The following is a 26,529-nucleotide window of genomic DNA, read 5'->3' on the forward strand; positions in this document are numbered from 1 at the left end:
AACACGGTGTATCCGGTTTAGGAAGCGTACTTTCTATAGTACCTTATCAGTAGTGTAAATATCAGTCCCAGTACAATGATCAGCATAAAGGCACGTACCAGTATGCTGCTTACGGTAATAAAATATAATGTGGTAAAGCTTATGAAGATCAATGCCCAAATGCCCATAGACTCAGGAGCGGCGATAAAGTCACGATCGCATAAACCTTTCTTAAAAAAGAACGGGATAAATATGACGGTGTTGACCACATACGCCACACCAAAAGCGGCGGCCCTGCCTTCTGCGCCCTGATGTTTAAGCAGGAACATGACAATAAGCGCTGCCAGCCCCCAGGTAGCGTTACTGAGCATGCTCCACCACATATAGCTACCGGCGGCAAAATTGCGCGTAATGCCCTGCCGGTGCGCGAGTATGATGGTGCTGATCATAATGATCATGATGGTGGCGTGCAATTCCGAACCGGAGAAGCTTTTGCCAAAGAGCAGGTCGCCAATTTCCGGTATAAACATAAACGGCATCGCCATCATGATCCCTATGGCCCAGGGCATCATATTGTTCAGCATCTCAAACTTGCGGTTGCGGGTCTGGAAGTTCTGCACCGCATAGGGCAGCAGCACCTGACCCAGCATATTATTGACCACATTCACCATGATCATCATATTGAGGCCGGCATTATACACGCCCAGCTCCTTAAACCCATCCGGCTGTTTTACCAGCATGGCGTTGCAGCACCAGGTAACGGGCACTACCAGCATATTGCTGATCACTGCCGGCAGGCTAAAACTGGTCAGTATCTTAGACTCCTTTAAAGCGCCGGGCTCATTTACGTTGATATCGAACCGGGCGGCCACTTTCCTTACTTCAAAGAACCCTACTATGGCAATCATCACCGCATTGGTAGCCAGGCCTATTACCGCGCCCTGTACGCCCAATTTCCAGGCTAAGACCAGGGAAATGGGAAAGTTGACCACCCCGGCGATCATATTCATACGGGCCACGCTTTTAAAGGCCTCAAAGCCGGCCAGTGTGCCATTCTGCGCGCCGTTGATGGAATAAAAGAGGATGGCCACCGCGCCAAACCGCAGATCATTGGCCAGGTCCGGCGCATGCAGCGACTTATCCGCCAGCAGCTGCGCACTGCCCATTAGTGCCAGGCCAACAATGGAGCCTACCGTCCATGATACATAGGAAGAGAGGCGGATGATGCGGCCTGTCTTTATCTTATCCGTAGCCTTATACTGCGCCACAAACCGGGTAGTGGTCAACCCCAGGCCAAAGCCTGCAAACGCCACAAACATATCCACGGTGGACCTTACCATGCCAAACTCGCCAAACCCTCCCCTGTTCAGTATCCTGGCCACGCAAATGGAAGTAAGGAATACGATCCCCCGGAACACCACGGTGCTAAAGAAGGTCCAGAATACCCCCTGGGAGATCTTCTTAGCCAGGTTTGACTTTAAATTATCCTTCACCACCGCGCGTAACCGCTTTGGCATCAATGGCGCTATCTTCTCCTGTATTCCATACATAAACTGACTATCGCTTTATCTGTCTGCTAGTTTTTCCTATTTGTTGTTAAAAGGCGGCCTGCATCATTGCCGGGTCCAGGCTATGGGCAATATGCTCGACAATACGCCGGCAGGCCTGTCCGTCCCCATAGGGATTCACCGCTTTTTGCATGGCTGCATACTCCTCCGGAGATGATAACAATAATGACAGCCTGCTTATGATCATCTCCTTATCCGTACCCACCAGCTTTACGGTACCGGCCAGCACTGCTTCCGGGCGTTCTGTGGTATCCCGCATGACCAGCACCGGTTTGCCCAGCCCCGGCGCTTCTTCCTGTATGCCGCCGCTATCTGTAAGCACCACATAACTTTTGCTCATGAGGTATACAAAGGGCAGGTATTCCAGCGGTTGTATGATATAGATATTAGCGGGCTGGTCTTGCTGCAGTATTTCCGCCACGGGTTTGCGTACGTTGGGATTCAAGTGCACCGGGTATACAAAATCCACATCCGGATACTGTTGCGCCAGGGCGCGGATGGCCTCGCAGATATTAGCGAACCCCCCGCCAAAGTTCTCGCGGCGGTGGCCGGTGATCAGCACGAGACGGCGGCTGCCAGCGCCTTCTGTACCCCATTCTTTCAGGCGCTCCAGTGGCAGGCCCAGTAACGCCAGTTCTGCCGTTACCTGCTGTTGTATACCAGACTGCTGGCGCATTTTATCCAGCACCAGATACAGGGCATCTATTACCGTATTACCGGTAACATGGATCTGAGCGGATGGTATGCCTTCTTCCAGCAGGTTATTACGGGAAGTAGCAGTGGGCGCAAAATGATGGGTAGCGATCCGGCCTGTGATACTGCGGTTCATTTCTTCCGGCCAGGGGCTGTAGATATTACGGGTGCGGAGGCCGGCTTCTATATGCCCTACGGGGATCTGTTTATAGAAAGCCGCCATGGCTGCCGCGGTGGAGGTAGTAGTATCCCCATGTACCAGCATCATGTCTGGCGCGGCCTGCTCCAGGACCTGGCGCATGCCCATGAGCACTCCGGAGGTAACATCGTAGAGGTCCTGTCCGTGTTTCATGATATTGAGGTCATAATCCGGCGTTATGTCAAAGATCTTTAGTACCTGGTCCAGCATTTCGCGGTGCTGGCCTGTTACGCATACCTGGATCTGAAAGCGGCGCGGCTGTGCTTCAAAGGCCCTGATGAGCGGGGCCATCTTAATGGCCTCAGGGCGGGTCCCAAAAACAATCAGTATTTTCATCCGTTCGGGCATTGGCATTATCTTTTACAGCTATCCGGCAGTTCACCCGGCAGGGCTGTGATGACTCTATAATCTGGCATCCACCAGGCTTCTGTCCAGGCAGGCCTTGGCGTCGAATATTACTCCGTTGTTCCTTTTAACTTTGCGGTAGTCGAAGTTGAGGAATTCGTTATGCGCCACGGCTACGATAATGGCATCGTACACTACGGCGGGATCCAGTTTCTGGAGGATCCTTATATCGTATTCCCTTTCTACTTCATCCACATCTGCCCATGGATCAAATACATCCACATCCAGCCCAAACTGTTTGAGCTCGTGGTAGATATCCACTACGCGGGTATTGCGCACATCCGGGCAATTCTCTTTAAAAGCAATGCCCATAATGAGGGCCCGGGAGCCTTTTATCTTATGATCCTTTTCGATCATCAGCTTCAGTACCTTATTGGCCACAAACTGGCCCATGCAGTCGTTGACCCGCCGTCCGGAAAGGATCACCTGCGGGTGGTAGCCCAGGGACTGGGCTTTATGCGCCAGGTAATACGGGTCTACACCTATACAGTGGCCGCCTACGAGGCCGGGTTTGTATTTAAGGAAGTTCCATTTGGTGCCGGCCGCTTCGATCACATCATTGGTATCTATACCCATGCGGTCGAAGATCAGGGAAAGCTCATTGATGAAGGAGATATTTACATCGCGCTGCGCGTTCTCGATGGCTTTGGAGGCTTCTGCCACTTTTATACAGGGCGCTTTGTGCGTACCGGCGGTGATGATAGAGCGGTAGAGATCATCCACGCGATCCGCTATCTCCCTGGTGGAACCGCTGGTTACCTTCCGGATCTTGGTAAGGGTGTTGATCTTATCGCCGGGATTGATCCTTTCCGGCGAGTAGCCTGCAAAGAAGTCTTTATTAAAGCGCAGGCCAGACGCCCGTTCCAGTACTGGCACACAGTCTTCTTCTGTACAGCCGGGGTATACGGTGGATTCATAGATCACCAGGTCACCGGGCTTTAAAACAGCGCCAATCATGGCGGAGGCTTTTAGCAGGGGCGTAAGGTCCGGCGCCTTGAACTGGTCAATAGGCGTGGGAACCGTTACGATAAAGGTGTTGTATTCCCTTAAGACCTCTTTATCATCAGAGAACCGGAGGCCGGTGCGATGGCCGTTCTTTTTACCGGTACCGTTCTGGCAGATGACCTGTTTGAGGGTCTCGATATCTGCCTCCCGGGTCCTGTCTTTGCCTGCCGACAGCTCCTCTACCCTTTCTTTGTTGATGTCGAACCCTAGAACATTGTATTTTTTTGCGAACTCTATAGCCAATGGCAATCCAACGTATCCTAATCCTATAATTGCGATGTTGGCATTTTCTACGCTGCGCTGTTGCTGACTCATATATTTTGCTTGTTGTATGTATTTACTAGTTGCCAATAAAAGTCTTTTTTACGCGGCCCAGGACACTCTTGTCCTCTTTCTGGTCATAGTAGCCATAGCCATAACCGGCGCCATAGCCATAACCGTAGCCGTAGGCGCTTGCTTTCTTCACATCATTCACGACCAGTTCCATTTTGGGCATCCGTTTATACACGTACAGGTCTTTTGTGAACTGCAGCTGTTGTTTGAAGGTGTGGCCCTGCCGTATCACGAACAAGGTCACATCCGCAAAGCGGCCCAGCAGCTGCGCATCTGTTACCAGGCCAATGGGAGCGGTATCTATAATGACGTAATCAAAACGGCGGCGCAGCTCCTGGAACATTTCCGATGTCTGGTTCAGCAACATGAGCTCTGCGGGGTTGGGCGGCACGGGGCCTGAGCTGATGAGCCAACAGTTATCATGGATGCCGGAGGGGCGGATGATCTCATTGAGCGAGGCCTTACCAATGGAATAGTTACTAAAGCCCAGCTGATTGCTGAGGTGCAGCTTTTCCGAGATCTTGGGTTTGCGCAAGTCCATTTCCAGCAGTACTACTTTTTTGCCGGAAACGGCTAATATGGCTGCCAGATTGGTGGCGATAAAGGATTTACCCTCACCGCTCATGCTGGAGGTAAGCAGGATCACCTTTTCGTTTGCGCCGGTGAGCACAAACTGCAGGTTGGTACGCATGGCCCGGAATTGTTCCGCCACCGGGGTGCGGGCGTTGGCGGTAACCACTACCATGTCTTTATCGTCACTATGTCCTATTTCCGCAAGGATGGGCACCGGGGTATGCTGCAGGATATCGTCCTTATCCAGCACCCGCCTGTTCAGTACTTCTTTCAGGTATAAGAAAGCGGCAGGTACCACTACGCCCAGTATAAGGCCCACCAGGTAGATGAGGATCCTTTTTGGGGTAAAGGGCAGGGCATCGCTTTTAGCGGGGTCTATGACCCTTGCCACCGCCATATTGGAGGTCTTGGAAATAGCAGATTCTTCCCGCTTCTTTAAGAGATAGAGGTAAAGCTCCTGTTTTATGGTCTGCTGACGGGAATAATCGAGAAAAACGCGCTCTTTGGCGGGCACCTGGCGTATGCGGGTGGTGAGCATACCGGCATTACGCTCCAGCTCCTGTACGCTGGCCTGTACGCCGGCCTTAAAGGAGAGCAGGTTATTGAGTATATCTGTACGGAGGCCGGCCAGCTGCTGGTCCATATTACGGACCATAGGGTTGGATTCCGTACTGGACATGAGCTGCCGTTCCCTTTCCAGCTGCAGGGTATTGTATTTCTCTACCAGGCCGGTAAAGGTGGGATCCTGTACCACCAGGGAGGTGGGCACAATGCGTTTATTGTTCTTTTCGTCCTTTATATACTGTTCCAGGCCATCTACTACGCTTAGTTTTACCTGCTGCTCCGTTAGCTGTTTGGCAAAATCGCCGGAGCCGGTTACCAGCTGTTTGGCCTGTTCATCCAGGTCTGTGAGCTCATTGGCCTGTTTAAAGTTCTGGATGCCCTGTTCTACGCCAGCCAGTTCGCGGCTAACGATCACCAGCCTGCGGTCTATAAAATCGATGGTACTGTCCGCGATCCTGTTCTTATCTTCCACGCTGGCGGCCAGGTAGGTTTGCAGCAGGCGGCTGAGCACCAGCTCCCCTTTTTCCGGCACTGCGTAGACCAGGTTCAGGTCTATGGTGCTTACCTGGCGGTTTGGCACATTAAACTCCACCAGGCCTTTGTATTCCGCCACGGCATCGTCAATGGATTTAATGCGCACCAGATAAGCAGGTTGCTCCAGGGGGAAACGCGCGGTCCTTTCCACACGTATCAGCCCTTCCGGCAGCTGTACGGTATCACCCCAGCGGGTGGTACGGGCAAGATCGCCTTTCGTCAGGCGGAAGCCTTTTTCCCCATCCGGCTCCAGTATATAGGTAACCGGTTTGAGGGTATCTTTCAGGTACAGCACATGTACATGAAAGGGCAGATTGCCGTACTGCTCTGATTTCTTGACACGCCCCTGCACATAACAGGTCACGTTCAGCTCCATGGTCTTTACCACCCTTTCCATAAGGGAGCGGGAGTTGAGGATCTCCACTTCGTTATCTACATTGCTCTTGTTATCAAAGAGCTGCATCTGCTCCATGATCTCCTCGCCAGCGCCGCCGCCTTTCTGGGCATCCTGCACCAGCACCTTGGCGGTGATATTATAATAGGCCGTGGAATAGCGCAGATATAACCAGGCCCCTATAACGCCCAGTATAGCACAGATAATAAAGAGGTACCAATAGCGAAGGTATTTATCCAATACTTTTCTCAGGTTAGGGGCATTACTCTCCGGCTGGTCTGTAGGGTAGAGACCATTTGTGCCAGATTTACCATTACTGTATATGTTGTCCTGCATAAAAAAGAAATAAAGACTAAAATTTGATCCGGGAAATAAGGATAGCCAGCAGGGTGGTTACGGACGTTATAATGGTAATGGTCCTTAACCTTGCGGCGTCTGTAGCTACAATACGGGCCTTATTAGGCTCTACATATACCACATCTCCCTGTTGCAGATAATAATACGGCGAGGTAAATAACTGGCTGTTGTTAAGGTTGAAGCGTACAAACTCCTTTTTACCCTCCTTTTCCCGGATGAGCAGCACATTTTCCCTTTTGCCGTAAATAGTCAGATCTCCTGCCATGCCCAGTGCGTCGAGCAGTGTAACTTTCTCGTTTGGCATTACGTAGGTGGAAGGTCTGGCGACCTCGCCCAGCACGGTTATCTTGAAGTTGGCGAAGCGAACGTTCACCACGGGATCCTTGTAGTATTCGGCTGCCTTATCGCGGATCTCATCCCGTACTTTGTCTGTGGTCTTGCCTTTTACCAGCACCTTACCAATAAGCGGTAGCAGCACGTAGCCCTCCTTATCCACCAGGTAACCGCTAACGCCGCCGCTACCGGAGCTCCCGGTGGCCGGCGTGCCGGTAACCTGCCAGTTAGCCGTATTCTGCTGGTTGAGCAACGCGGTAGCCGCGGGGTCCAGTGTCTGGATACTCACCTGCAGGATATCATCCGGCTGTATGACGGGGGCGTAAAAGGCCGCCTTCTCCATTGTCCGTAGTTTAATTGTATCCGGCAAGTCCCTGAAATAAGTGACATTCTTTGTGGTTACGCATGAGGTACACAGTAGAACGCATATGCCTATAAAGAAAAAATGGTGTGCCAACGGCTGTCTGATCATATATTCCTATCTGGATTTTATCATTAATATGCTTTTAACCTCCGGTGGTGGCCGGAAGCTGAAGCGTGAGGTATGTTGTTATATCTTTATCTTGTCTTTATCCAATTGCTCATATGCGGAGTTTTTGCTGATGAACTCCGGCACCAGTTTTTTCATGAGGGCTACGGTTGGCGTGATGTAATGCTTGTGTGCAGAGTTAATTAACTGTTTGATACTCTCTTCTACTTCCATAAAATCGTATTCGCGTACCCTGGCTATGAGGATCTTTTCGTGATAGGTGGGCATTGTATTTTCTGCCGTGTTCAGTAATTCTTCGTACAGTTTTTCTCCCGGGCGCAGGCCGGAGTAGATGATCTGGATATCCTTTCCGGGCTCCTTGCCGCTCATACGGATCATCTTTTTAGCCAGGTCTGAGATCTTTACGGGCATCCCCATATCAAAAACGAAGATCTCTCCTCCATGCCCCATGGCGCCGGCTTCCAGCACCAGCTGGCAGGCTTCGGGGATGGTCATGAAGTAACGGGTTATATCCGGATGGGTAACCGTAAGCGGTCCGCCATGTTCCAATTGTTTTTTAAAGCGGGGAATGACGGAGCCGTTAGAGCCCAGCACATTCCCGAAGCGGGTGGTGATAAAACGGGTGGGCGGCACTTCGCCTACGTTGCCCATTTTCTGGAACCTATCGTGCAGGTAATGGTTATACGACTGTGTAAAAATTTCCGCAATCCGTTTAGACGCCCCCATCACATTGGTGGGATTTACCGCTTTATCTGTGGAGACCATTACGAATTTCTCCACGTCAAATTGAACGGCTATTTCTGCCAGCACTTTGGTGCCCATTACGTTGTTGAGCACTGCGATGGAAGGATTCTTTTCCATCATAGGCACATGTTTATAAGCGGCGGCATGGTATACAATAGAGGGGTTGTAGATCTCAAACAGCTGCTGCATGCGGTTCCTGTCGCATACATTACCGATGAAAGGCACTACGGGAAGATCCGGCGCTATGTCGGACAACTCCAGTTCCAGCTCATATAAGGGAGATTCTGCTTTATCGCAGATGATCACTGCGCCGGGGTTTTGTTTTACCAGCTGGCGAACCAGCTCACTACCTATTGATCCGGCGGCGCCGGTAACCAGCACGGACTTACCTTCCAGCTCCCTGCTGATCTGTTTATTCTGTATTTCTATAACAGACCTTTCGAGGAGGTCTTCGATATTTACATCCTTTAACTGGTTATTATTCCAGCCAGTGTTGATCCATTTGTCCACAGGCAGTACTTTTTGCACGCGGATGTTGAGTGCCACACATTGGTCTACCAGTTCATTGAGCAGTGCGGGCTCTATCTGTTCATCTGCGATGATCAGCAGCTTTACGCGTTCCTGCTTCGCGAGGCGTTGTAGTGACGCCGTACAGGCGGAGTAGATAGGCAACCCTTCGAGGCGTTTGCCTGCTAATGCCCATCCGTTTTCGAGGAAGGCGACTACCCTGATATCTACGTTCCTGTCTTCCGCAATACCTTTGCGCACCATTAACCCGCAGTGGCCGGTATTATAGATAGCAGCGCGGATCTTATTTTCGTTGCTCTTACGCCAGTAGAAGCGGAAGAACCATTTTACCACGAGGCGGTATGACAACCATATTACGGTGCTGATAAAGAAGTTGATAACGATCACGGACAGCGGGAATACATCTCTGTTGGGAGCGAGTATCCGTGAGCTGTCGATATAATAATACAATACTGCGCAAAAGGCCCCCAGACACGATATACGGCCTATATCCGCTACGCTGGTATAACGTACGATTCCGGTATAAGTACGGAAAAGTAAGGAAAGTAAGAGGGTAACGCCAATGGCTACCCATACAATAGTTGCCAACGGGTACTGTCTGAATGCATCCAGGTCGAAATTCAACCTTAGGAGCAGTGCGAGACAGATGGCTATGCCAGCGCAACCGAGGTCTAACAATAAAATCAGCCATGAGGGGGTTATCCAAGATTTTTTAATCATGGGCACTTATAGATAAGGTTAAAACTAGATTTGTCTAGATCATCGTTTAGCGATTAACATCATCAATGTTAATGCCGTTTTTAAGCATCACGATACAGTGTAATGAAACTTTTGGTGATTAGTTGAAGTAAACTCATTGATTGCCTATAACTTGTAACAGTCTCTATTTTTTTTATCATCCCTTTTTGGAGCAATACCGCGCTAAAACAACCTGTGCTTACTTCCGTGGAATCTGATTTGCGGTTTGACAATCCCGCTTGCAAAATAAGCATATAAAGCAAAAGTTCCATTAACCGACCTTGAACATTCAAACATCTTTTAAAAAGAAATATCTAATAACTATCATATTATAACGATGAGAGAAAGTCATGCACGCTCAACACTGCTTTATCACTGACTTTGCGCAAAGTATACACACTAATAAAAGATCGTTAAAAGCGCTTACTTAATATTTTACTCTCAGTAGGGTTGTCCGGTAGGAAGTAGTGTAACTTGGTGTGGTGTTAGCATAGTATGTAAAGCTAAAACAACAGCCACCTGCTTTTAAAGGTGATTTAACTTTGTGGGGTGTAGACGGCCGTTGGTTTTATATAACAATCAAATTTACTTTTTGTTTTCTTAAAAATCATAAAAAAAGCGTAGACAGTGCATTTAATTTTTTTGTTGGAGGGGTATACCGGATAAAAGGCGGAGGGTGAATGGTAAAAGGATTTCGTTTGTTGGCGGGGTATGCCGGATAGAAGGCGGAGCGTGAATGGTAAAAGGATTTCGTGATTTTCACTATATTTCAATCATGAAACCGCTGCATATAGATACGAACAGCAAAGTTCCCGTGTACCTACAGATTGTAGATTCCATAATGGCCGCTGTGCGGGACGGGGATTTGCGGAGGGATGAGCAGATACCGTCTATCAATGAATTCAGCGAGCAATACCTGTTATCCAGGGGAACCGTGGAAAAGGCGTATAAGGAGCTGCGGGATAAGAAGGTGATCCTGTCTGTTAAGGGTAAAGGGTATTTTATACACCGTACGGATGTGAATATGCCTTTGCGGGTATTATTGCTGTTTAATAAGATCAGTAATTATAAGAAGCAGATATACAATACGTTTGTGAAAACCCTGGGGGAAGGGGTGTTTGTTGACCTGCATATCCATCACTCCAATGTGCAGCTATTTGACAATCTCATCAGTAATCATTTAGGGGATTATGACCATTATGTAATTATGCCGCATTTCTACGAGCAGCCGGAGAAGGTGCTGCAGATCATCCAACAGATCCCGGAGCAGCAGTTACTGTTGCTAGACAAAGACCTGCCGGAGCTCCATGGGAAATATGCGGCTGTATATCAGAACTTTGAGAAGGATATCTATGAAGCGCTGTATGAAGCTTTGCCCCAGCTGCGGAAATACAGCAGCCTGGTATTTGTGAATGCCGGTAACATTGTCCCTTATCCGCCGGAAATCCGCAAAGGGTTCCAGTATTTTTGCCGGATGCATGATTTTGATTTTTCCGTGCTGGAGGGGATTGAGATGAGTACACCGGTGAAAAAGGGGCAGGCGTTTATTGTGATAGAGGAGACGGATCTTGTGAACCTGGTTAAAATTTGCAGGAATAATCAGTTGAATATTGGGACGGATGTAGGGGTGGTGTCTTATAATGAGACGCTTTTAAAGGAGATCCTGCTGGATGGCATCACGGTCATCTCTACTGATCATGAGCAGATGGGGGCGACGGCGGCGCGGATGATACTGGAGAAGAGTGCGGAGAAGGTGAAGAATCCGTTTAAGTTGATATTACGAAGATCTTTATAGTTAGTCCATGTGGAAGACTTGTTCCAAGGGTTCGCTTATGGGGGAGTTATCCGGGTTGGTGAGCATCAGGTCTGACATGTAGGCCCACCAGCGTTGGACGATAGGGTCTGCGCCGAGGTCCTGGGAGGAGGAGTTGTTGGACTGGTGCTGGACGGCGAAGAGGGTGTTGGTGGATTCGTCCAGGAAGATGGTGTAGTCTGCGATGCCGTTTTGCGTTAATAGTTGTTTGAGCTCTGGCCAGATGGCGGCGTGGCGGGAGCGGTATTCTTCTTTGCAACCGGGTTTGAGGTGCATTTTGAAGGCTGTTTTCATGAGGGTAATATAGGGGTTTTAGGTGATATGGGGGGTGTTTGTTGTGTATTAGATGACGTATTCCCTGCCTTTGGGTACGGCGCCAGTGAGGTATCTCGCCTTCCGGGGGCTATGCCGGTAGGGTGTTAAAAACGGCTGCGCCCGCCGCGGGTAGGCTGCTCAGGAAGTTGGCTGTAGGAGCCGCGCCGGCCAAGGCCGTTTTTCACACCTACCGGCAATGCAGGATGGCTGCAGGATGAGTGGTGGGATGCCGTGGTTTATTAGCCCAATTAATTATTTAAGGGTATGCACGGACGATTAATGTATCAACGACCATCATATGTCTATCGGCGACCATTAATACATGGGGGAATATATCAAAGACCAGTGATACACTGATACACTAAACTGATATACTAAACTGATATACCAAACTGATATACTGATAGATTAACAACTAGTAGTGCACAATGACATTAATATTTAACAAAATAGCTAACTATGACGGTCTTTGTATTGTACAGGCTGGTCGTATCTTTGTGAACAATTGAAAAAAATCAGATAGTGAGAGAGAAAAGATTTAACCTGGTACACAGGGTTTTACACTGGGCCATTGCTTTTACCATACTATTTTTACTTTTGACGGTGCTGCTGCGTATGGGGTGGATGAATAAGGATGGCGTTGGGGAGATTATCCGGCAGCAGCTGGATAAGTCCGGGACAGACCTGAGTAGTAAGGATGCAGGACTCATTGGGAAGGCGGTACGCCTGCCTATGTGGAAATGGCATTATGTAGCGGGGTATGTGATGATAGGGCTTTACCTGATCCGGATGGTGGTTATGCTGGTTCAGGGAGTGGCCTATGAACATCCTTTTAAGAAAGGGCTTTCTGCTACCGTTAGGTTTAAGGGCTGGACGTATGTTGTTTTTTATGTGTTGCTGGCAGCGAGCCTGTTTACGGGTATGATGTCGCTGTATGGGCCTAAAAGCTGGCATCATGGTATGTCGGTGGTGCATATTAAGTCGTTGTATTATGTGGCGACGTTTATAATTTTGCATATTGGCGGCGTGCTGATAGCAGATGCAGGGGCCGAAAGAGGGATTATTTCAAAGATAATTAGTGGGGATGGGCCAGTGGATAATGGGGCTGGTGCAGTGGTATCGAGGGATAAGGCGGCTTAGTGGCTGAGATTTGAAGTGTAGCAATAAATAAAACGCCCGGACGCATGTAGTGCAGTCCGGGCGTTTTGATTTTATGTTGACGGGTTAAAGCCCGTTTTGTGCTGTTTGTTGTGGGCCTGTTTATTGGCTTGACAGGCGGTGGCTTTACCCCTTTATAAAGATGGTGAGGCTTTTTGCGCCGTGGGCGCCTAATACCAGGGATTGCTCTATATCGGCGGTTTTGGAGGGGCCGGCAATGAATACGCCGAAGCCGGTCTGGGGGCCACCTATTCTTTCGTAGGCATGGTGCATGGTGGGCACGATGGCGCTTTGGTCCAGGACTACGGCGAGGTGTTGGGAGATAAAGGGCAGTACACGGACCTGGAGCTCTGCTTCTGTTAGCCAAAGGGCGCCGTTTTCGGCTACGCCTACCTGGGCCCTTACAATGGCCAGGTCTGCGTCCTGTAGCTGGCGGCCATCGCCGGTTTGCCAGTTGAGGGGCGCGGCGATGTCGTATAAGGAGGGGTCTGTGGCTACGACTTGCTGGATATTGGCATCTGAATAATACTGCTTCAGGAGAGCGGGGATCTCCGATTCATCTTTGATCTCCAGTATATGGCTGCCCATACCTGCCGCTACCTTGCGGAAGGTTTCCAGACTGGCCGGAGCAGGGCTGATGAAGGCCTGTAAGTCCGGTAAGGTGGCGACATCCGGTTGGTTGGCCTTTACGGCTTGTAATATGCGATCTCTGCTGTTCATTGTCGGTGCTGTAATTAGGTTTTGCCGCTATACTGGTTTTGTTGCTGGTTGCTGTTCTCCCCTATTCGTTTCTATTCTCCCTGGCGCTTTCTGTTCTCCGTTATTGTTTCCGGTTTTCTTTGTACCAGTCTGCAAAGGAGGTTTTTGGCGCAGCGGGTAGTTCCCGTTGTTTGGACCAGGGATTAAAGCGGTTATTGGCTACGCCGGGCGCCAGGCGTAGGACCCAGCGGGCGGTTTTGCCGGCAAATTTATAGAGGCCGGGGCGTGAGAGGACGGAGGTCATCATCTTCATGCCGGCAGCTTTAGCGCCGGAGGCCTGGCCTTCCTGTGTTACCACCTGCCGCCATTTATAGAGCTGCTGGTGGATATCGATCTTTACCGGGCATACGTTGGAGCAGGAGCCGCATAAGGTGGATGCGAAGGGCAGATCTGCGTACTGCTTCATATCCAGGTTGGGCGCCAGGATAGCGCCTATGGGCCCCGCTATGGCGTTGTGGTAGCTATGTCCGCCGCTGCGGCGGTATACGGGGCAGGTATTCATACAGGCCCCGCAACGGATGCATTTGAGTGAGTTGCGGAAATCTTCCCGGCCCAGTTGCCGGCTGCGGCCATTGTCAACCAGTATGATATGCAGTTGCTGACCCGGTTTGGGCGTGCGGAAATGGCTGCTGTAGGTAGTGATGGGCTGACCGGTAGCGCTGCGGGCCAACAGGCGAAGAAAAACGCCCAGGTGGCGGCGCTGGGGAATGATCTTTTCAATGCCCATACAGGCAATGTGCACATCCGCCAGGTGGGCGCCCATGTCTGCATTGCCTTCGTTGGTGCATACAACCATCTCCCCTGTTTCTGCCACGGCAAAGTTTACGCCGGTAATGGCTACCCGGGACTGGATGAACTCCGAGCGCAGGTGGGCACGGGCAGCGGCCGTCAGGAACTGGGGGTCTGCGTTGCCGGCAGGCGTGCCCAGGTGCTCATGGAACAGGTCGCCGATCTCCTCTTTCTTTTTATGGATGCAGGGTAATACGATGTGACTGGGCGGTTCCTTGGCCAGCTGCACGATGCGCTCACCCAGGTCCGTATCGATCACTTCTATGCCGTGGTCTGCGAGGTAGTGGTTCAGGTGGCACTCTTCCGTGAGCATGGATTTACTTTTGACCATGCGTTTTACGTTCTGTTCCTGCAACAGGCCCAGGACGATACGGTTATGCTCTTCCGCATCCGCGGCCCAATGCACGGTAGCGCCGTTCTGCTGCGCGTTACGCTCAAACTCCAGGAGGTAATCGTGCAGGTTGCCCAGCACGTTATGTTTTATGCGGGAAGCGGCTTCCCGCAGCTCTTCCCATTCCGGAATGCTCCAGGCCATCTTGTCGCGCTTCTGACGAACCCACCAGAGGGTTTCATCGTGCCAGTTTACACGGGGCTCGTTGGCATTGAATTGTTCTGCTAAGGCAGCGTGATCTTTTATGCTTGTGTCCATGGGTAGTGCTGATGTTAGCGGATCATTATTATCCGTGATTCAGAATTTCTGCGATGTGTAAAACCTTTACCGGGCTATTCTGGCGGCGGAGGATGCCTTCCATATGCATCAGGCAGCTTACATCGTTACTGGTGATGTATTCTGCGCCGTGCTGGATATGGTCTTCTACGCGGTCTTTGCCCATTTTTACGGATACGGCCTCCTCGAAAACGCAGAAGGTACCGCCAAAACCGCAACATTCATCGGCACGGCTTAATTCCACTAATTCCAGCCCATTCACCATGTTCAGCAGCTGCTGCGGTTTGGAGAAGGGCTGACCTACCAGTTCGGTCATCTGCGACAGATGCAGGCCACGCTGGCCGTGGCAGGCCTGGTGTATACCTACCCGATGCGGGAACCTGGCGGTGAGCTGTTTTACCTGCAGCACGTCTGTGAGGAATTCCGACAGCTCGTAAATATGCTGGCGGATATGGGTAGCGGCTTTTTCGTTGTCCGCCACATGCAGGTGATCCTTGATGTGCAGCACACAGCTGCCGGAAGGGCCTACTATGTAGTCGTAATCCTTAAAATGATCGGTGAACAGGTGGTTGCAGCCATCTGTCAGGTGCTCAAACCCTGAGTTGGCCATGGGCTGTCCGCAGCAGGTTTGCCCGGACGGGTAGCCTACTTCGCAACCCAGTTTTTCCAGTAACTGTAATGTAGCAATGCCAACCTGCGGGTAGAACTGATCAATGTAACATGGAATAAATAATCCCACCTTCATATAATTCCTGTTTAAGCTATTGGGAAAGGTAGTACGCCTACCAGTCATGATATTATGCTTTCTTACCTAATGTTTGTTCCTTTTTGCCTTTTTACACCTGTTGGATGCTTTCTGTCTTGTAGTACTTCAGTTCCACCAGGTCGCCGGGTAAGGAGCGGGGGTTCCAGTGACGGTGGATGGCCAGCGCTGCGCCAACGGCGGTAGCCTGGGCCACGGAAGCGGCGTAGACCTCCAGCTGAGGGAAGGCTGCGGCCAGCAGGTGCATATATAACGGGTTGCGGCTAAAGCCGCCATCGACAAAAATACGTTTCACGGGGGTATTGTCAAGGACCAGCTGGGTGGACTGCAGTTGTGCGGCCACCAGGTCTATCATCAGCTGGTGATAAGCCCTTTCATAATCAGGGAAACCGGCCAATGGGCGGTTAGAGAAGTGTGATAAGGCGGGGGCAACGGGTATATCGAGGGTGCGGGCCAGCAGCGGGTCAAACTCCACCTGTTTGTAATAATCCGGCGCTACCTGGAAATGGGCGGCCAGCAGGCGGGTCTGCAGTTCGTGCTCCTGTCCGGCGAAGAGGCGGGACGCTTTTACAGGGCGGCCCTGGTATTCCATATAACAGAGGCAGTCCTGTTGCAGCTCTTCTGCTGTCAGGGGACGATGGTTGAACGGGTTGAGGGTGATGCACCAGGTACCGGTAGAGATGAGCGCAAAAGGCTCCGTAAAAGTGGCCAGGTACGGGATGAGCGCGGCGGAGCTATCGTGCAGGCCGGCGCCGGCCACCAAACGATCGTTCTCCAGCTGCGCGGTCATCACGGCATCTGAAGGGAAGATGGGCGGCAGTTTATCCGTAATGCCCTCCTGCCCTACCCAGTGATGGTATTTTTGCTGTGGAAAATCCCATAACATGGTATGGCAGCCAATGCTGGTAATATCCGTGCAGGCATGTCCGGTGACCAGGTAACTGATGTACTGCGGCAGGTGCAGTGCATGGCGGGTAGCCTGGTACAGGGCCGGTTGCTGGTATTTAAGCCTGTACAGTTGCAGCCCTGAATTAAGGCTGCCCAGCACCGGCGAAGCCGTGATACCGGGCAGCTCGTCAGCCGTGTTATAATCGGCAAAAAATTTATCTTGCAGGTCCGGCGGAAAAGGTTTGAGGTAATTATACAAAGGGGCTATTACCTGCCCTTCTTCATTGATCAACACAAAACTGGCGCCGTAGGCGGAACAATTGAACGCTTTTACCCGGTATTGCCGCAAAGCCAGCATTTCCTGCAAGGTTTGGCGCACCCAGGCGGCGAGGGCCTGCACATCTTCGCAGGCATCCCCATCTTCGTCTGTTATTTCCGGGAAACGGCAGTTGTTTTCCCATACGATCCGGTAATGTTCGTCTATAAGGAAGCCCTTTTTGTTTGTTTTACCTATGTCTAATATAGCTACTACAGGTAGCCTCTCCGGACCTCGATCCATACAAATCTATTTAAAAGAAAAACCTTGTTGAACGCTTTTAACCCGGCGTTGAACGCTTTTAACCCGGGGGTTGAACGCTTTTAATACGAGTAGCACACGGGTTGCATATAAGTTTACAACCCAGTTGCCACCGTCTTCGCTCCTCTTTCCCTGATCAGCTGATCCCTTACTTTAAGACTGCGGTACAGTTTTACCGGCTGGATAGCGGCGCCGCTGAGCAGCCTTGCCTGGGCAACCAGGGGACGTACATCTGTACGGTAGGCTTCCTGGAGTATTTCCTGGGCGGTCACCACGTCGTTTGACTGGCGGGCCGCTTCCAGGGCTTTGGCATCTACCAAAAGCGCCTGCGCGTAGGCGATCATGATGGCCTCTACGGATTGCAGCAGGTCTTCCAGCGGGTCTTTTACATTGTGGGAGGCGTCTATCATCCAGCCCAGGTCTGTAGCGTGGCGCATGCCGCGGGCGTCCATACCTTCTACCAATTCGTTGAAGATGAGGAACAGCTGGTAGGGGTTGATGCTGCCTACGGTGAGGTCATCATCCCCGTACTTGGAATCATTAAAGTGGAAACCGGCCAGTTTGCCTTCCATCAGCAGTAAAGCTACGATCTGCTCAATGTTGGCATTGGGCAGGTGGTGGCCAAGATCTACCAGGGTAAGGGCCTTGCTGCCCAGTTTGTTGGCCAGCATAAGGGATTGTCCCCAGTCTGCAATGGTAGTGGAGTAGAAATTGGGCTCGCTGCATTTGTATTCGATATACAACTTCCAATCGTCCGGCAGGGCGGCATAGATCTCCTGCAGGCTTTCCAGGGTGCGCTGAAACGCCTGGCGGAAATTGAGCTGTCCCGGGAAGTTGGAGCCGTCTGACAGCCAGAGGCTCAGTACATCTGAGCCCAGCTCAATACCGTATTTGACCACCTCTATATTATGTTCAATGGCTTGTTTGCGCACGGCTTTATCCGTGTGGTGCAGGGAGCCGAACTTATAGCTATGCGCCTGGCCGGGCTGGTCCTGGAAGGTGTTGGAGTTCACCGCATCAAAGCGCAGGTCGTGCTGGGCAGCCAGGGCTTTAATGGCAGGCGCGTTCTCCGGGATATCCCAGGGAATGTGCAGGGAAATGGAGCCGCTGGAGCGGTTGAGGGCGTGCAGCAGGCCTACATCCCCGATCTTCTCTTCCAGGTTACGGGGCTCACCGCCGCCGGAAAAACGGCCAAAACGGGTACCGCCGGTGCCTAATGCCCAGCTGGGAATGGCTACCTGGAATTCCTGCAACTGCTGCAGCACGTATTGTATATCGGGCACTTTATCTGCCAAATGGAGGAAAGCGCGGTCATGGTCCTTATGCGAGTCGCTGTTAAAGCTGTCTATATGATGCTGGTCGAGTTTCATAACGGATGATCGTTTTAATCAAATTAAGCATTAAGCAGGAATAATTAATGAACATGGCCGCCTGTCACCGGAGGTAAAAGGGGCCATGTATCATTAATTATCCATTGTTCATTGTTGATTATCTAACAAAAGCGGTGGCTACGCCGCCGTCTACATTCAGGACGTTGCCGGTAGATTTGTTCAACAGTCCGCCTACGAAAGCGAAGCAGGCTGCAGCAATATCTTCCGGTAAGATCACCTCATTGAGGAGGGTGCGTTTGGCATAGAAGGACGGCAGTTCTTCCACTTTGATGCCGTATGCTTTGGCGCGGCCTTCTGCCCAGGCGCCTTCCCAGATCTTGCTGTCTGCTATTACGGCGTCCGGGTTGATCACGTTCACGCGGATGCGGTCTTTGCCCAGCTCAGCCGCATTAAGGCGGCTCAGGTGCAGCTGTGCCGCTTTAGCAGAGCCGTAGCCGGCATTATTGGGGCCGGACATGAGGGCGTTCTTGCTCACGATGTTCAGTACATCGCCGCCGGTATCCTGCTTACGCATGATATTTACGCCTTCCTGTGTAACGAGGAACTGGCCTTTTACCAGTACATCATATAAGAGGTCCCAATCTTTTTCTGTATGCTCTTCGATGGGTTTGGAGATGGAAAGGCCGGCGCAGTTCACTACCAGGTCTACCCCGCCAAAAGCCAGGGCAGCTGTTTTGTAGGCGTTGCGGATATCTTCGCCGCTGGTCACATCCAGGATGGCGGTAGCAAATACATCTGCAGAATAGCTTTTGCCAAAATCCGCTTTAGCGGCTTCCAGGCGGCCAGCGTCGTTGTCGTTGATGACCACACAGGCGCCTTCATCTGCAAACTTTTTAGCGATCGCCTTACCGATGCCGCCCGCGCTACCGGTGATGAGCGCAATACGGCCGGATAAAGGCTTAGGTTTGGGCATACGCTGGAGCTTTGCTTCTTCCAGCAGCCAGTATTCGATATTAAACGCTTCCTGACGGGGCAGGGAGGTATATTCAGAGATGGCTTCTGATCCCCTCATTACATTAATGGCATTAATGTAAAACTCAGCGGCTACCCTGGCGGTCTGCTTATCCTTGGAGAAGGTGAACATACCGATACCAGGATAAAGGATCACCACCGGGTTCGCATCGCGGATAGCGGGCGAATTGGGATGTTTGCAGCTGTTATAGTAGTCCGCATACATCTTGCGGTATTCTTCGAACTGGGGGGCCAGTTTAGCTTTAAGGGCGGTTACATCTGACAGGTCTTCTTCCGGCTGCAGGTTCAGCACGAGGGGGCTGATCTTGGTGCGGAGGAAGTGATCCGGGCAGCTGGTACCCATGGGGGCCAGGCGATCCAGATCGTTGGAGTTGATGAAGTTCAGCACGCGCTCATCATCCGTAAAATGACCCACCATGCGGGTATGACCGGAGCAAAGGCCGCGTAATACGGGCGCCAGTGCCGCCGCCTGTTGGGTGCGGATCTCTTTAGCCGCGGGCTGGATACGGGCGCCGCCAAATACGGGGCGTTTTTTGCCATAGTTTGCTTCCAGGTAGTCTGCACAACGCTCTATTACTTCGAGGGTATTGATATAACTTTCGTAAGCGGTATCGCCCCAGGTGAACAGGCCATGGGAGCCTAACATGATACCACGGATACCGGGGTTATCGTTCAGGCACTGGCGCAGTTTGAGGCCCAGGTCAAAACCGGGGCGCTGCCATTCTACCCAGCCAATGGTACCGTTAAACAGCTCCTGCGTAATGCGTTTGCCGTCCTTAGCCGCCGCGATAGCGATAGCCGCATCCGGGTGCAGGTGATCGATATGTTTGAAGGGCAGGAAGCCATGCAGGGGCGTATCGATAGACGGCGCTTTGGAGCTGAGGTCAAAGATACAGTGGTTAAAGAGCTCCACCATTTCATCTTCATGATCGATGCCGCGGTAGATATTCTCCAGGCTGCGCAGGCGCTCCACGTACAATGCTGCCAGTCCGCTTTTTTTCAATGTCCCCAGGTCACCGCCGGAGCCTTTTACCCACATTACTTCTGTTTGACGGCCAGTAAGCGGATCTGTGGACATTACCTTGCAGGAGGTATTACCGCCGCCATAATTGGTAAGGCGCAGATCGGCGCCCAGGAGGTTGGAGCGGTAAATTAACAATGCCACTTCATCGCCGGCCAGCGCAGCGGCCCTGGCTTCATCCCATAAGTAGCTTACATGTTTGAATGTTGATGCAGAAACTGACATTTATATTAGCTTTTAGTAGTTAGCTGTTAGCTTTTAGATTGAATTCCCATATCCTACCAATAATACAGAGATCATAATGGTGAGGATACCTAGTAATATTGTGCTGAATGTTTTCTTACTTACGCCTTTCCACTCGCGGAGGGTGATGCCCCAGAGGCTGGATACCATAATGATAAAGGCCATATGCAAGATCCAGGAGCTGGCGCCGTTGCCCAGCTTACTTTCGCCCATGCCATAGAAAAAGAATTGCAGGAACCAGGTGGTGCCTGCCACCGCGGCAAAGAAATAGTTGCTGGCCAGCGGAGTGGCTTTATTGGTATAATCACCGAAGGTACGGTTGCGCACATTCAACAATACACACCATAAAAGATTGGTGGTCAACCCACCCCAGAGCAGTACTACAAAGATCACATTGTTCTGGAATAAGGGGTTGCTGCCCTGCTGAACAGCTATCTCCGCCATAGGTTTGCCGGCCTCTATACCAAAATTGAAACAGGCGCTGAGGATACCGGAGATGGTAGCTACAATCAGGCCTTTGCGCAGGTTAAATTCCTGGATGCTTTCTTTTTTCTGCTCTTCCGGCAGCTCGCGTTCTTTCATAACGCCTGCCTTACCGCAGATGGCGATACCCAGCAAACATACTACTACGCCCGCCAGTACCATCAGGCCGCTGTTGCTGTGCAACATGGAGGAGAAGGTAACGGCGCCTGCTTCACTGCTAACCAGATCGCGGTAAATGGGCGGGATAAGGGAGCCGAAAGCGGAGGTATACCCCAGGGCTACGGACATCCCTAATGAGAGCCCCAGGTAACGCATGGCCAGGCCAAAGGTAAGGCCGCCAATGCCCCAGAGGATGCCCATGAAATAAGTCCAGAACAGGGTACTGCTTTCCGTATTGCGGATAATGGCCATAAAGTCCGGCACGGTGATCCAGGCTGCCAGGAAAGGGACGATGAGCCAGGAGAAAAAGCCGCCTACGATCCAATAGCTTTCCCAGGCCCAGTTCTTTACTTTCTTAAATGGTATATAAAAACTGCCGGAAGCAAAGCCGCCGATGAAATGGAAAAAAACGCCTAAAATAGCTTGCATAAGTGTGGAATTGTATTTAAATCAGTCGATTGAGGGAATACCGTTTGCATTCCATGGGCTGAATATTCCAAAAATAAAGAAAGGGGTGCGGGGAACTGTCCCACACCATCTTAGTTGATGGAGGGGATAAAGCATAATGGGTTGACGGGGGACGTTTGGGGCGGGTCAGGACTCTTTGGCCAGGCGGCAATGGGATTGTACGGCACGGATCTCTGCGTAACTAACGGCGTCGCCTAAGCGGTGTTTGATAGGCGTTGTAGCGGTGAGGCCCAGTTCATTCACGAGCGGCATGATGAGGTTTACTTTTTCCGGGGATACGAAGCTGCCGAGCGCCAGTTCACCGGCGCCTATGCATTGGGCCAGGTGGCTTTCTACGGTGCTGACAGCCAGCTGGCGGATGTCTGCGATCTCCGCTATGGTTTTACCACCCAGGTAGAGCTCCAGGCTGCCACGGCGGCTGCCACCTACTTCTGCCTTCTGCTTTTCCGGTTTGGCGGCGGTGGTTTGCTGGCCGCGTTGTTTTGCATAATCTGTAAGGCCCCCGTTAAAATGGGTATCGCCGTAGGAGGCTTCCCATACCTGTTGCAGCTTGTGCCAAACAGCCGCTTCCACTGTTTGCAACTGCGCCTGGTATTTGCGGTGTTTGGCGCCTTTTACGGTAGCGGAATGGGCCTGCAGGGGTTTTATGAGCTCATCATGCAGGGATTGTGTGAAATAGCCAATGGCTTTTTTAAGCCGGTCTTCTATGGAGCTGGTATCGGCAGTTTGTACGACAGCATCGAGTAAGGGCGATAGCTGCTGTCTGAACTTCTGGGCTACGTTTTGCTGGGCGGCGGCTTTTTGCTGGAGCACTACGCCCAGGGTAAGGGCGGCATCCATATCTGCCAGTTTTTTACCGGGGAGCCAGGCCATGTGTTCCTGTAAGATGGCCAATAGTTTAGTCCAGTTGAAGACCTGTAAGAGGCTGTTGGCCCAGAAGACGAGTTTTTCCTTATCCAGGAGGGATTGCAGCTCATTAGCGGCATTCTCGCGGGCCGCAAAGGCCATCACCTGGTCATCATTACGGATGGCAGCGGGATGGATGCGGGAGTGCAGGACCAGCCCTTCGAGAGAGGTACAGCGGCTGAGGGCTACGTATACCTGTCCGGCGGCAAAAGCGCTGCCGGCGTCGATGATGGCTTTTTCGAAGGTAAGACCCTGGCTTTTATGGATGGTAATGGCCCATGCCAGGCGAATGGGGTACTGGGTAAAACTGCCCAGCTCCTCTTCCTCGATCCGGTTATCGGCCTTGTTATGGGTGTAGCGGATGTTGCGCCAGGTTTCCTTTTCCAGCTGCAGGTCTTCGCGGCTGCCGGCCAGCGTAACGATGATACGATCCGCCGTAATGGACTTCACCGTGGCGATCTTACCGTTGTAATAACGTTTTACCTCTGCCAGATCGTTCTTGATGAACATGACCTGTGCGCCGGGTTTTAACTGCAGCACGAGCTCTGTAGGCAGGGCCTTATCGTTGAACTCTCCGTCTATGCTGCCTTCAAAGCGGTGTATAGCGCCCGGCATGGCGGCCAGGCGGGAGGCGTTGATCTCATCTGCCCGGCGGTTATGCGTGGTGAGCACGATGTATTGCTCATCCTGTCCCTGGCCAGTAAAACCAGGCTGGTAGCGCTGGTTCAACAACTCCAGTTGTTCCTGGGTGGCGGCGTTGTTACGGATACCGTTAAGCAGGTCTATAAACGAGGCTTCGTTCTGCCGGTAGATCTTTTTGAGCTCTACGTATAAAGGGGGCGCTTGTTCCAGCACTTTAGCATGGAAGAAGAACATGCCGTCGTAATATTCTTTGAGCAGCTGCCATTCTGAATCCGGCACTACGGGGGGCAACTGGAAAAGGTCGCCGATGAAGAGCACCTGCACCCCGCCAAAAGGCAGGAGCGGCTGGTTGCGGAAATGGCGGAGGATATGATCGATGGCATCCAGGGAATCTGCGCGCACCATGCTCACCTCATCGATAATAAGCAGCTCCAGATCGCGCAGGAGCTCTTTTTTGTCGTGGTTGAAGCGGATGCTGCGGAAGAGTGCATGGGCATCCATGCTGATATCATCCCCTTCTCCGAAACCTCTTTTGGTACCGGGAATAAAAGGGCCAAAGGGCAGCTGGAAGAAAGAATGCATGGTAACGCCGCCGGCATTGATCGCCGCTACACCGGTGGGAGCTATTACTACCGTGTTCTTGGCAGTGACCTCCCTGATGTGTTTAAGGAAAGTGGTTTTGCCCGTACCGGCCTTGCCGGTCAGGAAGATATGGCGGTTGGTTTCACGTATAAAATCTGCCGCCAGCTGAAACATTGTATTGCTCTTGTCTGGTTGGGGCATATGTAAAAATTTGAGGGGCGAAGGTAAGGAAAAAAAAATTGCCTGGATGTTCGCATATCCAGGCAAATTAACAGTGTGAACGTTTATAGGTATAGGTTAACAAGACTCAGACGAAAGGCCGGCGATAAACAAATCAGTTTTTATCATCCTTTTTAGTTTTAAGCTGATCGAGTAGTTGCAATCCCAGCAGGCCGCTGATAGGGCCGTTAGCGCCATCGTTGCCACCTATGAGGACATCCGGCATGATACGTACATTCTGTGCGCCGATGGATTCCATCACCTTCAGTTGGGTGAAGTTATCGCCGCCCATGGCTTCTACAGCCAGGCGGTAAGCTTCTGCGCTGGACTTACCGATGGCCAGGATCTTTTCCGCTTCCGCATTACCGGTAAGCGAGATCTTTTCCGCATCTGCTTTAGCGGTCCATTCTGTACGCTCTGCTTCCGCTTTAGCCAGCAGCCTTACTTTTTCCGCCTCGCCGCCCGCCAGCAGTTTGAGCCTGTCTGCCTCTGCGTTGGCCTGGAGCCTTACGCTGTTAGCATCACCCGTAGCTTTCTTCACAGAAGCATCTGCGATCCTTTCTGCGATCAGTACGCCCTGGTCTGCCTTTACGATCTCTTTCTGCATTTCTGCGATGGCAGTCTCTTTTTCCAAGGTCTGACGGGTTTCCTGGGCCTTCATCTGCGTTTCGTAGGTGACCTTTTGCTCCTCTGCCAGTTTCCGGTCTGTTAAGGTCTTCATCAGGCTTTCCGGCGGCACGATATCACCAATGAGGGTATCCACGCCAAATACATTGTATTGTTCCAGCACATGACCGATATGCTCTTTGGCTGACTCCTGTCTTTCCTTACGGCTTTTCAGGAAGTCGATAGCGCCTGCATCCTGGGCGGAGTTACGGAAATAGTTACCGATGGTAGGCTCCAGCACCTGTGTAACCAGGTTACTCATGTTACCGAAGCGGGCAATCACTTTTGGCGCTTCCGTAGTAGGAATGTGGATGATCTGGGCCACGTCCAGGTTAAAGGTAAAGCCGTCCTTACTCCTTACGGTGATGGTAGAGAGGTTCTTATCCAGCTGGTGCGCCTCACTACGGGCAGAGGCCCAGTTGAGCACCAGGTTGGTAGTAGGCACCATCTCTATTTTCATGATGTAAGGATTGATAGGATATTTACCGGGACCCAGGGGATCTGCCCATACACCTTTTGAGTTGCGGGCCACGATGTTGCCGTGCTTAAATTCCGCGCCGCTCAGGTCTACGCCTTCCTGGCCCACGTAGGAGATCACCACGCCTACATGGCCGATGGGGATCTCTGTCATCTTCACCATCTCTACCCGCACGAACCATGGGTTCAGGAAATAGGAGCCGGCCAGCACCACCTGTTCCTGCAGGCCTTTGTAGCCACCATTGGAGAGGAAGGTATCCACATCCTGGAATTTGTTGTGGGCGCCTATTACTTTACCGGCTATCTGCCCCTCTTCGATAGCGCGGCCTTCGAAGGTGGTGACAATACCTACGGCATTTTCCGGTATATTGATCAAATCTGTTATCTCTACCTCGAACAGGAAAGTATTGATACGATACGAACCGGGCGTAATGATAGCGGTTTGCCGGCCTTTACGGCCACCGTTGATCAGGAAGGCGCTGGCGTCCTGGAAGCCATCGCAAGGCACTTTACGGGCCAGGATGGAACCTGTTTCCAGCTCTGCGCCGTCCTTTGCGAGCACCAATCCTATTTTACCGGTGGGAATAACGGTAAAGGGCTGAAAGGTGATAGAGAATTGCCAGATCCATTTCCAGAAGTATACGCCCGGGGCGAGTGTTTGCCCCTGGAAGCCCGCTTCTCCCTCGAGTGCGATGATACGGCCCTCTGGCAGGGCCTGTTTACCAAAAAGGCGGAACTTTTTAGTCACCAGGCCTATACGGTCTTCCGGTACAATGACCACGCCGAAGCATATGCGCAGGATAAGCCGGTAAAAAATAAGACATAGTAAGGGCACGCCGATGAGCAACACCCATCGCAGGATTTCTGTGTTTTGCATAGTTGTAGTGGATTATAGATTGATTGTAGTAAGGGATAAATGCAGACAGACCATATCCGGGGACTATGCTCCATGGCGCATAATCCTGGCCGTTCTGTACGGCAGTTGCGAGTACTGTTTACGCGTGGACAGACCTATGCCTGTGAAGCGTTAGCAGTTCCTTTCCTGTTTTTTATTGTGAATGCAGGGGGTGAAGTGTTGAATCGTGCAGCAACAAACTGTTTGAAGAAGTTGATCGAGTGATCGTCGGTGTTCAT

General features: G+C 51.5%; 18 protein-coding genes. 2 read left to right on the plus strand and 16 right to left on the minus strand.

The window, feature by feature from the left end; translation table 11 throughout:
- Window positions 1-17: 17 nt before the first annotated feature.
- From F0L74_RS23605 to F0L74_RS23630, 6 genes are all read right to left on the minus strand, one after another.
- Window positions 18-1,529 (minus strand): oligosaccharide flippase family protein, encoded by a 1,512-nt coding sequence (locus F0L74_RS23605; protein ID WP_149840374.1) that lies wholly within the window; start codon window positions 1,527-1,529, stop codon window positions 18-20.
- Between the two features lie 46 nt (window positions 1,530-1,575).
- On the minus strand, window positions 1,576-2,775 hold the full coding sequence (gene wecB / locus F0L74_RS23610) for a non-hydrolyzing UDP-N-acetylglucosamine 2-epimerase (protein WP_149840375.1): 1,200 nt from the start codon (window positions 2,773-2,775) through the stop codon (window positions 1,576-1,578).
- Between the two features lie 66 nt (window positions 2,776-2,841).
- Complete coding sequence (locus F0L74_RS23615; protein WP_149840376.1) at window positions 2,842-4,164, minus strand: nucleotide sugar dehydrogenase; 1,323 nt, start codon at window positions 4,162-4,164, stop codon at window positions 2,842-2,844.
- 25 nt (window positions 4,165-4,189) lie between these two features.
- Window positions 4,190-6,583: a GumC family protein gene (locus tag F0L74_RS23620; protein WP_149840377.1), complete on the minus strand. Its 2,394-nt coding sequence runs from the start codon at window positions 6,581-6,583 to the stop codon at window positions 4,190-4,192.
- A gap of 16 nt (window positions 6,584-6,599) precedes the next feature.
- On the minus strand, window positions 6,600-7,280 hold the full coding sequence (locus F0L74_RS23625; RefSeq protein WP_246197799.1) for a polysaccharide biosynthesis/export family protein: 681 nt from the start codon (window positions 7,278-7,280) through the stop codon (window positions 6,600-6,602).
- 207 nt (window positions 7,281-7,487) lie between these two features.
- Complete coding sequence (locus F0L74_RS23630) at window positions 7,488-9,323, minus strand: polysaccharide biosynthesis protein (protein ID WP_246197800.1); 1,836 nt, start codon at window positions 9,321-9,323, stop codon at window positions 7,488-7,490.
- An 889-nt stretch (window positions 9,324-10,212) separates the two neighbouring features.
- On the opposite strand from F0L74_RS23630, the gene F0L74_RS23635 reads away from it, so the two are divergent.
- The gene (locus F0L74_RS23635) at window positions 10,213-11,232 is read left to right on the plus strand and encodes a GntR family transcriptional regulator (protein WP_149840380.1); all 1,020 of its coding nucleotides are present in this window, start codon (window positions 10,213-10,215) and stop codon (window positions 11,230-11,232) included.
- Here F0L74_RS23635 and rhaM read toward each other — a convergent pair whose 3' ends face one another.
- The gene (gene rhaM, locus F0L74_RS23640) at window positions 11,233-11,544 is read right to left on the minus strand and encodes an L-rhamnose mutarotase (RefSeq protein ID WP_149840381.1); all 312 of its coding nucleotides are present in this window, start codon (window positions 11,542-11,544) and stop codon (window positions 11,233-11,235) included.
- A 543-nt stretch (window positions 11,545-12,087) separates the two neighbouring features.
- On the opposite strand from rhaM, the gene F0L74_RS23645 reads away from it, so the two are divergent.
- Window positions 12,088-12,705, plus strand: a complete 618-nt coding sequence (locus F0L74_RS23645) for a cytochrome b/b6 domain-containing protein (RefSeq protein ID WP_149840382.1) — start codon at window positions 12,088-12,090, stop codon at window positions 12,703-12,705.
- Window positions 12,706-12,849: 144 nt separating this feature from the next.
- On the opposite strand, the gene F0L74_RS23650 is transcribed toward F0L74_RS23645, so the two are convergent.
- The 9 genes from F0L74_RS23650 to F0L74_RS23690 form a co-directional block, all read right to left on the minus strand.
- Window positions 12,850-13,443, minus strand: a complete 594-nt coding sequence (locus F0L74_RS23650) for a LutC/YkgG family protein (RefSeq protein ID WP_149840383.1) — start codon at window positions 13,441-13,443, stop codon at window positions 12,850-12,852.
- Between the two features lie 100 nt (window positions 13,444-13,543).
- Window positions 13,544-14,920 (minus strand): LutB/LldF family L-lactate oxidation iron-sulfur protein, encoded by a 1,377-nt coding sequence (locus F0L74_RS23655; RefSeq protein WP_149840384.1) that lies wholly within the window; start codon window positions 14,918-14,920, stop codon window positions 13,544-13,546.
- A gap of 28 nt (window positions 14,921-14,948) precedes the next feature.
- Entirely contained in the window at window positions 14,949-15,683 is a 735-nt protein-coding gene (locus tag F0L74_RS23660) for a (Fe-S)-binding protein (RefSeq protein ID WP_149840385.1), read from the minus strand.
- A gap of 91 nt (window positions 15,684-15,774) precedes the next feature.
- Window positions 15,775-17,148, minus strand: a complete 1,374-nt coding sequence (locus F0L74_RS23665; protein ID WP_149840386.1) for an FGGY-family carbohydrate kinase — start codon at window positions 17,146-17,148, stop codon at window positions 15,775-15,777.
- A 113-nt stretch (window positions 17,149-17,261) separates the two neighbouring features.
- Complete coding sequence (locus tag F0L74_RS23670) at window positions 17,262-18,536, minus strand: sugar isomerase (protein ID WP_149840387.1); 1,275 nt, start codon at window positions 18,534-18,536, stop codon at window positions 17,262-17,264.
- A gap of 118 nt (window positions 18,537-18,654) precedes the next feature.
- Window positions 18,655-20,775: a bifunctional aldolase/short-chain dehydrogenase gene (locus F0L74_RS23675; RefSeq protein WP_149840388.1), complete on the minus strand. Its 2,121-nt coding sequence runs from the start codon at window positions 20,773-20,775 to the stop codon at window positions 18,655-18,657.
- 33 nt (window positions 20,776-20,808) lie between these two features.
- Window positions 20,809-21,864 (minus strand): L-rhamnose/proton symporter RhaT, encoded by a 1,056-nt coding sequence (gene rhaT, locus F0L74_RS23680; protein WP_149840389.1) that lies wholly within the window; start codon window positions 21,862-21,864, stop codon window positions 20,809-20,811.
- A gap of 165 nt (window positions 21,865-22,029) precedes the next feature.
- Window positions 22,030-24,234: a helix-turn-helix domain-containing protein gene (locus tag F0L74_RS23685; RefSeq protein WP_149840390.1), complete on the minus strand. Its 2,205-nt coding sequence runs from the start codon at window positions 24,232-24,234 to the stop codon at window positions 22,030-22,032.
- Between the two features lie 133 nt (window positions 24,235-24,367).
- Window positions 24,368-26,272, minus strand: coding sequence for an SPFH domain-containing protein (locus F0L74_RS23690; protein WP_149840391.1), 1,905 nt, complete (start codon window positions 26,270-26,272; stop codon window positions 24,368-24,370).
- Between the last annotated feature and the right edge of the window lie 257 nt (window positions 26,273-26,529).

This window comes from Chitinophaga agrisoli, assembly GCF_008386695.1.
GTDB lineage: Bacteria > Bacteroidota > Bacteroidia > Chitinophagales > Chitinophagaceae > Chitinophaga > Chitinophaga agrisoli.